Raw genomic sequence first — 7242 nt, forward strand, 5'->3', positions numbered from 1 at the left:
CGGCCAAAAGGGCATTATGACACGCCACTGTTTGCCTGAATGTCACAGAAACACCGCTACAGGGCCCTCAATGAGACGCTTTCTTTACTCTATCACAGGCTTATTGGCCCTCGGATTGCCCCCGTCCACGCTGGCTGAAGCCCCCTCTTGGAACATCAACGGTTTTGGCACGCTGGGTGTCGTTCACTCCGATGAAGACCAAGCGGATTTCACTTCCGGCCTATTGGCTGAGGAAGGGGCCGGCTACAGTGACTCTTGGAGCGCAAAAGTGGACAGTAAGGTGGGGGTCCAGCTTAGCTCGAATTTTACGCCAAAATTCAAAGCCGTGCTTCAACTGACCTCGGAACAAGGCCACGATGGTTCGTTCGACCCGGAGGTGGAATGGGCCAACGTGAGCTACAACGTTACGCCGGATTTCACCGTCCGTGTGGGGCGCACAGTCCTTCCCACATTTATGGCCTCCGAGTACCGGAAGGTCGGATACGCCATGCCCACCGTCCGGCCGGCGGAAGAAGTTTATGACTTGGTGCCCATCACCAACTCCGACGGCATCGACATCATCTACCAAAAGCGTTTTGATGAGGTGACCAACACCCTGCACTTGTTATACGGCCAAAAAAGCACGGACTTGCCCGACGGTTTTGAGTTGGATGCGGATAACGCCATCACTTTAGCCAACACGCTTGAATGGCGAGAGACGACGCTTTTCGCCAGCTACTCACAGGCCGACCTCACCACGGATGTACTGGCCCCGTTTTTTGACAGCTTCCGCGCCTTCGGCCCGCAGGGCGAGAAGCTGGCCGACTACTTTGACCTAAACGACACCACGCTGCGCGTTGTTAGCCTCGGTGGCCGCTACGACCCGGGTGACTGGTTTGTCACGGGGGAATGGGCCAACAGCCGGTCCCGTTCCTTTATCGGGGAGCACCGAGGTTGGTATTTGACGGGCGGCGTTCGTATCAATGCCCTAACACCCTACTTAACCGTGGCCGATCTACGCGCGAAAGGCGAGCTATCCCATCCGGGCTTGCCTATTCCTCAAGCCGAACCACTCAATCAAGGTCTCAATCAATTATTGTATGGAAACACGAGCGATCAGGGCCGCGTTGCGATGGGCCTGCGCTGGGATTTCACGCCTGACATGGCCCTGAAAATCCAATACGACCGCCTCAACCTCAGACGCGGCACGCGCGGGGTACTGTCCAATACTCAACCCGGCTTTGAGGGCGACGACCCCGTCTCCCTGTTCAGCGCCACTGTCGACTTTGTGTTTTAGGTCCCGATCATGCCACGAACTTTCGCAAAGATAATAATGACCGGGTTACTCAGTGCAATGGGCAGCCTGAGCTGGGCCGAGATCGTTGTGGTGGCTTCCCAGGAAAGCCCGGTACGAGAGCTGACCGCCGTTCAACTGACGGACATTTATCTCGGCCGCCTCACACGTCTACCTGGCGGGCCCGCTGTGCTACCCCTTGACCAAGTGGAGCACTCCAGCGCCCACCGCGAATTTTACCAGCAATATCTGGGACGCACGCCGGCGCAGATCCGCTCCCACTGGTCCCGCCTTATCTTTACCGGTCGCGGACAGCCACCGAAAGCCGTAAGCAGTGACGCCGCCATGGCGGAGGCGCTAAAACGCAACCCCAACGCCATTGGTTACATGGACTCTGAAACGTTGCCCGAAGGCCTTCGGGTGATTGACGTTGAGTCTTAGACGTATGACCGCACTTATCTCAAGAGTTCGAGCAAAAGTCTCGGGAAAAAAACTGCATCGGCTTGCGGAAGCACCTTTCCTGATGAGCGCACTGGCGCTGATTGGATTGGGCGTGATTTGGGCCTCGACTTTCCACCTGACCGGAGAGCTTACCCAAAACGTCTCACGCAGCACGGCCGCCGTTACGAGCGACGTGGCGGACACCTATGAGGCACAAGTGGTCCGTGCCCTGCGGGAGATCGATCAAACCCTGAAGCTGGTGCGCTACGATGCCCAGCGCCAGCCACCCGACTCCGCCATTGTTGATCTGAATGAGCGGGACTTACTCCCTCCCAGCTTGCTGTTTTCCGTCGCCGTGCTAAGCGCCGAAGGGGAAATCTTGGCAGCCCATGGTCGGTTCAGCTTGGACCAGCCACAGGAGCACGAGTTTTTCCGGCACGCACTTCGCTCCAACCAACTCACACTCAGCCGGCCGATCGAGACCGAGGAAGGGCCCCTTCTCTACTTCGCCCGCGGTATGACACAGGGGCAAACCTCCAACGTAGTGGCTCTGGCGGTCCATGCGGGCTATTTTGTCAGCGGCTACGACAGCGCCACTCTGGGGGAGAGAGGGGTGCTTGGGCTCGTCGGAGAGGACAACCAATTCCGCGTCCGCCGAACGGGGGACGCGATCACGGTTGGCGCCTCTCTGGGGGATGTGGGCTCGAAGGTCGCAGAGGTTGACACACCGTCGCTGGCACCGTTGATCCAGCACCACTGGGACCAAACCGAACGCTATACGGTGGTACGCAAGCTGTTCGACTTTCCCCTATCCATTGTCGTTGGCTTGTCTCACGCCGAACAGCTGGCACCGGCCAGGGCAACGGCGCGCGATTACTATTGGCGAGCCGCCCTGGCCAGCGCACTACTGCTTATTATCGTCGGGGTACTGGGCCGCTTGAGCTGGCGGCTGCACAAAGCGCGGCGACAAGCCATGGAGGAGCGTATACAACACGCTCGCAAGGTGGAGTACCTAGCTTTTCACGACAGTCTGACCGACCTGCCCAACCGAGCCTACTTCAGCCGCACGCTAACCCAATCCATACTCGAAGCCCGGCGCTATACACGCAAGTTCGCCCTACTCTTTCTCGACCTGGACCGTTTCAAAAACATCAATGACTCCCTCGGGCACGATGCCGGGGATGAGCTACTGCAGGAAATCGCCTATCGGCTCACTCTATCGGTCCGTGACAGTGACGTTGTGGCGCGCTTGGGGGGCGATGAGTTTGTGGTACTGCTGCCAGAGGTACTGGACTCACTGCAGGTGGCTCCAGTCGCCCACAAGATCCTCGCCGCCTGCGCCAAGCCATTTACGCTCGCCGGCCAGGAGTTTCGCATTACGGTCAGTATCGGCATTACCCTCTTCCCCCGGGACGGGAACGACGAGCAAACGTTAATGAAGAACGCGGATATGGCGATGTACCACGCCAAAGAACAAGGAAAAAATAACTTCCAGTTTTACTCCGAAGCCCTTAATAATGATTCCCTGGAACGACTGACTCTGGAGTCCAGCCTTCGTCATGCGTTGGAACGCCATGAATTTCGCCTGTACTATCAACCCAAGCGAAACATGAAAACCGACCAGGTCACCGGGGTGGAGGCGCTATTGCGTTGGCAACACCCGGAGCTGGGCATGATCCTGCCCATGCAGTTCATCCCTTTAGCGGAAGAAAACGGTCTGATCGTCCCCATCGGTCGCTGGGTGTTCCGCACGGCCTGCCAACAGAGCGTGGAATGGCAGGCTCAGGGCATGCCCCCCATGAACATGGCGATCAATCTATCGGCCCGCCAGTTTATCGACGAACACCTGCTGGATGACATCAAGCTGGCTTTGAAAGAAACGGGCATGAACCCAACGCTGCTGGAAGTGGAAATTACCGAGAGCATGGTCATGCGCGATGTCGAAGCCACACTGAAGATTCTTAAAGAGTTGAAAGATATGGGCGTTCGCGTCGCGATTGATGACTTCGGCACCGGCTACTCCTCGCTGTCCACTCTAAAGCAGTTTCCGGTGGACACCATCAAAATAGACGCCTCCTTTATCCACGACCTGACCCGTAGCGTCGAAGACCGTGGGCTAACCGAAGCCATCATCGCCGTCGGTCGAAACCTAAGCCTGAATGTTATCGCCGAAGGCGTGGAAACCTCCGAGCAGTACGAGTTCCTACGAGGCCAGGCCTGCGACGAGTTCCAAGGCTTCTACGGCAACGAAGCGCTACCGGCGGAGGACTTTAGCCGACTGATCACACAGATAACCCGAGATGCCAGCGGGCCACCTCCCAGATAACAACGAATGCAGACGGCGTACTTCTAATCCGTCAGGAAGTGGTCAATACGTCCATGATTCGAAATCTTTAGCGGTTAACGTCTCTCCCAGGCGCCCCAACTCTTCTTCTCTTTTGGTTTGAGCAGAAAAATCTGACAGCCTCAAACGCAAAGATGAGGACACCCTTTTTACAAAGTTCTTCATGGCTTTATTGCTGGGGCCGGCCGGAACGCTCCCCAGCACATAGAAGGTCAATGTAATATATTTATCTTTCTCGATAGGCGCATAAAAACAAGCGAAGAAGTGCGATTTTTCGTAAGGGTCGCACCCCTTTTCCCTCTCATCAGGCCACGCTTCAAAATAGTTCCAGCTAATGCCATTAATCCTATGATACTTCCAGTCTACCGGGCATTTGTATTTGCTTTGAACGAGGCTGCCTGGGCCATACTCGAAGAAAGCATCATATAGAACTACTCGCTCAAACTGCCTAACATCCAAGCAGTTCACTTTTCGTTTTAGCTTCGAGGTATCACGGACTGAGACAACTGCTGTTAGGTTTCCAATATGCCGCGAACGCCAAAACTCACCGTACAAATTCCATGATCTTTTAAGCACGGCTTTAAACCCCAGATCGCTTCGCAAACGACTATCTTCGATACTCTCCCCGTAATCATAAATAGCGGTATCAAAAATATTAAATTGCTTTCCGTATTCCTCTTCCGGGAAAGCGCAGTCGTGTGGAGGAAGATCAATATCCAGGCGACTCCCGCCAAGATTAAAAGAAAGGTGCTCGAGCCTGTTTAAGTTTTTGAAATAAGGCTTCTTTTTGGAAGCGAGCAACCTTTCAATAGACAGAGACATAGCTCACCTTCATATACCTACGCCATCAGATGCTACCCACTCAGATCGAACCTTGTATAACACACTCTGAACGAAAAAGAAAAGTGATCCATGCGTCATACAGAGTCGACAAATATCGCTGGAGGACTACTTCCTGCCTTAATGAGAACCCACCTTCCCTCCCCTCGCAAGGAATCTCCTTGCCGCTGCTTTGGATATTTCCAGTTTTCCACAGCGCGCTGAGCACTATATTCCCCTTTTACTAACTGATCACGCTGCTCTTGAGCGCTTGGCGACAGCGTCGTACTAATAGTAGGAGCAACCTTACCAATGAATCTATGCATAGCTTCGTTACTCGCACTGGCAGGGGTCGAACCTAAAGCTCTAAAAACTAGTTGAACAAAGCGGTATGATCTATAGGAGAAAAGAAACACGCATAAAACTGCGAAGAATGCTGAGGATTATATTTATCGCCAGGCTCATCTCGCCAAGCTTCAAAATAGATCCAGTCTGTATCGCCAACTCGCTTTACCGACCAATTTACCGGACACTTATACTGGCCATATCCGCCTGGTCCATAACTGAAGTACATTTGATAACGAATTATTCTTTCGAACAGTTCTCTATTAAAACAATTAACCTTCTCCCCTAGACGAAAAGCGTCACTCAGAAGGGCCGTCCCCATTAACAACCCAACTCCACTTGACTTCCAAAACTCTCCGTGCAGCTCCCACTTTCTCTGAAAAAGTAAACGGTGACCCAAATCGCTTCGATGGTAGCCCTCCTTCAAGCTATCTTCATACTCATAGAGAGACAAGTCATGAATATCAAAACGGGACCCACACGCCTTCTCGGGAAAAGGATAATCTTGTGGAGGCAACTCCAACTCCAGACGCGTCCCGGAAAGATCAAGTGAGAGGCTCTCAAGACGGTCTAGGTTTTTGAAATAGGGACGTTTTCGGGAAGAAAATAGTCGTTTAATGAACATAGGTCACTGGAGGAGTACTATGATGAAATCTAACAGCAATAAAAAAGTGCAGGTTAGGCGAGGACCGGCTTTTGGTAGACCCAATGAGCCGGTACCGGTGAAAGGTTCAGCTTCTTCCATTTTAGTACAACAATCAATTTCCGAAAACGCCGAATGTCACCACAGCCGTCAATGGCCCGTTTTCCGCCGGCCGGCTGTAGAAAACAGGCCATTGAGGCAGATTACGCACTCAATAAAGATGAGTCATCGGCGTACCAGTACTGGTTGCCCTTCCCAAAAGTACAGCGGGCTGCCGCTCGAACCGAAGGCAATTTTTTCACCGCCCCCAGCACCATTACGCTGCCAGCACCAACTGCCAAAGCTGCGGAGTAGTAATTACCGGAAAGCAAACTATCCATTGCATTCTGAGCAACCTTGGGAATGCCATCCAGCCCTCCTGCGGAAGCCGCTATCGCTCCGGCGGCCACACCACCGGTGCCCGCCTTTTTAAGCGTGGCCTTGCCCATTTCGCCGGCAACGTTTCGAAGGGTTGTCCAGTTTTTCAAATCACGATTATTGGTATTCATACCAACATATTTCATTCCGGCATCAACACACAGTTTCTTCAACTCCTTCTCGCTCGAAATACTAGGATTAGAAAAGTAGACACACTGCCCCGTTCTCCCAACGGTTTCTGGATACATCGCACGCGTCCCTGCGTCGGCCAACGGCTTTTGTTTTAGAATTTTCGCAGCCTCCTTGAATGTAGCCGTTCCTGCATCATGGACCAGCCAGTTTACAGGAATTTTATTTTTATCACTTTGCTGAATGATCGATGCAAGGTCCTCTGCCACCGTTTTGTCTTTATGAGCTCCTTTCTCAACCCAATACATTGAGAACTCATTACCTGATTTTTCTGCGTCAGTCGGAAGAACATAGTTCTCTTTACTATAACCGCCTACAATATGTTTCCCTAACAAGCTTCCCGCCAAATTAACGTTTTCAAACTTTCCCGAAACCGCAGCGTAATGAGCCTTGGACTCCTTACTTGTCCAGAGCTTATCACCGTTAAACTTCTCAACGCTGTCCTCAACTTGCCACCGATCCTGCCTTCTAACCACCCTATACAATCCAGACCTTTCTCGCGAGAAAGAGCCATTCATAACCAGTGATTCAATCAGTACGTCGCCATTGAAAACTTTGTAGTAAAGCTCGACATTACCAGCTTTACTAGTTTTTATATCGCCTGCTGGATTTAAACTCCGACCACCACTTGCGTTCGCGTTTAACGCTACAATGGCCCTGTAAGCGCTTGTCAAATGATAGTTCGATCTATACTCATCTTTTATTCTTGGTTCTTCGTAAAACTCTGTGGAGCGCTACGGCAGCATATCGAGCTTTCCACAGTGAAACAGT

General features: G+C 52.6%; 6 protein-coding genes. 3 read left to right on the forward strand and 3 right to left on the reverse strand.

Going from position 1 to position 7242, the window contains the following annotated elements; genetic code table 11:
* Positions 1-70 precede the first annotated feature (70 nt).
* Genes AAE514_RS15250 through AAE514_RS15260 form a run of 3 tightly spaced genes read left to right on the forward strand, consistent with a single transcriptional unit; the run spans position 71 to position 4040 of the window.
* Complete coding sequence (locus tag AAE514_RS15250; protein WP_347332415.1) at positions 71-1276, forward strand: porin; 1206 nt, start codon at positions 71-73, stop codon at positions 1274-1276.
* Positions 1277-1312: 36 nt separating this feature from the next.
* Positions 1313-1714: a hypothetical protein gene (locus AAE514_RS15255; protein ID WP_347332416.1), complete on the forward strand. Its 402-nt coding sequence runs from the start codon at positions 1313-1315 to the stop codon at positions 1712-1714.
* Positions 1715-1718: 4 nt separating this feature from the next.
* The gene (locus tag AAE514_RS15260; protein ID WP_347332417.1) at positions 1719-4040 is read left to right on the forward strand and encodes a putative bifunctional diguanylate cyclase/phosphodiesterase; all 2322 of its coding nucleotides are present in this window, start codon (positions 1719-1721) and stop codon (positions 4038-4040) included.
* A gap of 42 nt (positions 4041-4082) precedes the next feature.
* Here AAE514_RS15260 and AAE514_RS15265 read toward each other — a convergent pair whose 3' ends face one another.
* The 3 genes from AAE514_RS15265 to AAE514_RS15275 form a co-directional block, all read right to left on the reverse strand.
* A complete protein-coding gene (locus AAE514_RS15265; protein WP_347332418.1) occupies positions 4083-4880 on the reverse strand; it encodes a hypothetical protein in 798 nt (265 codons plus the stop codon).
* Positions 4881-5250: 370 nt separating this feature from the next.
* Positions 5251-5847: a hypothetical protein gene (locus AAE514_RS15270; protein ID WP_347332419.1), complete on the reverse strand. Its 597-nt coding sequence runs from the start codon at positions 5845-5847 to the stop codon at positions 5251-5253.
* A gap of 221 nt (positions 5848-6068) precedes the next feature.
* Positions 6069-7145 carry a hypothetical protein gene (locus tag AAE514_RS15275; protein WP_347332420.1) on the reverse strand — a complete coding sequence of 359 codons (1077 nt, stop codon included), beginning with the start codon at positions 7143-7145 and terminating at the stop codon, positions 6069-6071.
* Positions 7146-7242: the final 97 nt, after the last annotated feature.

Source organism: Marinimicrobium locisalis, assembly GCF_039822625.1.
In the GTDB taxonomy this organism is placed as follows: domain Bacteria; phylum Pseudomonadota; class Gammaproteobacteria; order Pseudomonadales; family Cellvibrionaceae; genus Marinimicrobium; species Marinimicrobium locisalis.

Bases quoted from the DNA above. Each gene is read 5' to 3' on its own strand.
- AAE514_RS15265 (WP_347332418.1), bottom strand. From the start codon at position 4,880: ATGTCTCTGTCTATTGAAAGGTTGCTCGCTTCCAAAAAGAAGCCTTAT.
- AAE514_RS15270 (WP_347332419.1), bottom strand. From the start codon at position 5,847: ATGTTCATTAAACGACTATTTTCTTCCCGAAAACGTCCCTATTTCAAA.
- AAE514_RS15260 (WP_347332417.1), top strand. From the start codon at position 1,719: ATGACCGCACTTATCTCAAGAGTTCGAGCAAAAGTCTCGGGAAAAAAA.
- AAE514_RS15250 (WP_347332415.1), top strand. From the start codon at position 71: ATGAGACGCTTTCTTTACTCTATCACAGGCTTATTGGCCCTCGGATTG.
- AAE514_RS15255 (WP_347332416.1), top strand. From the start codon at position 1,313: ATGACCGGGTTACTCAGTGCAATGGGCAGCCTGAGCTGGGCCGAGATC.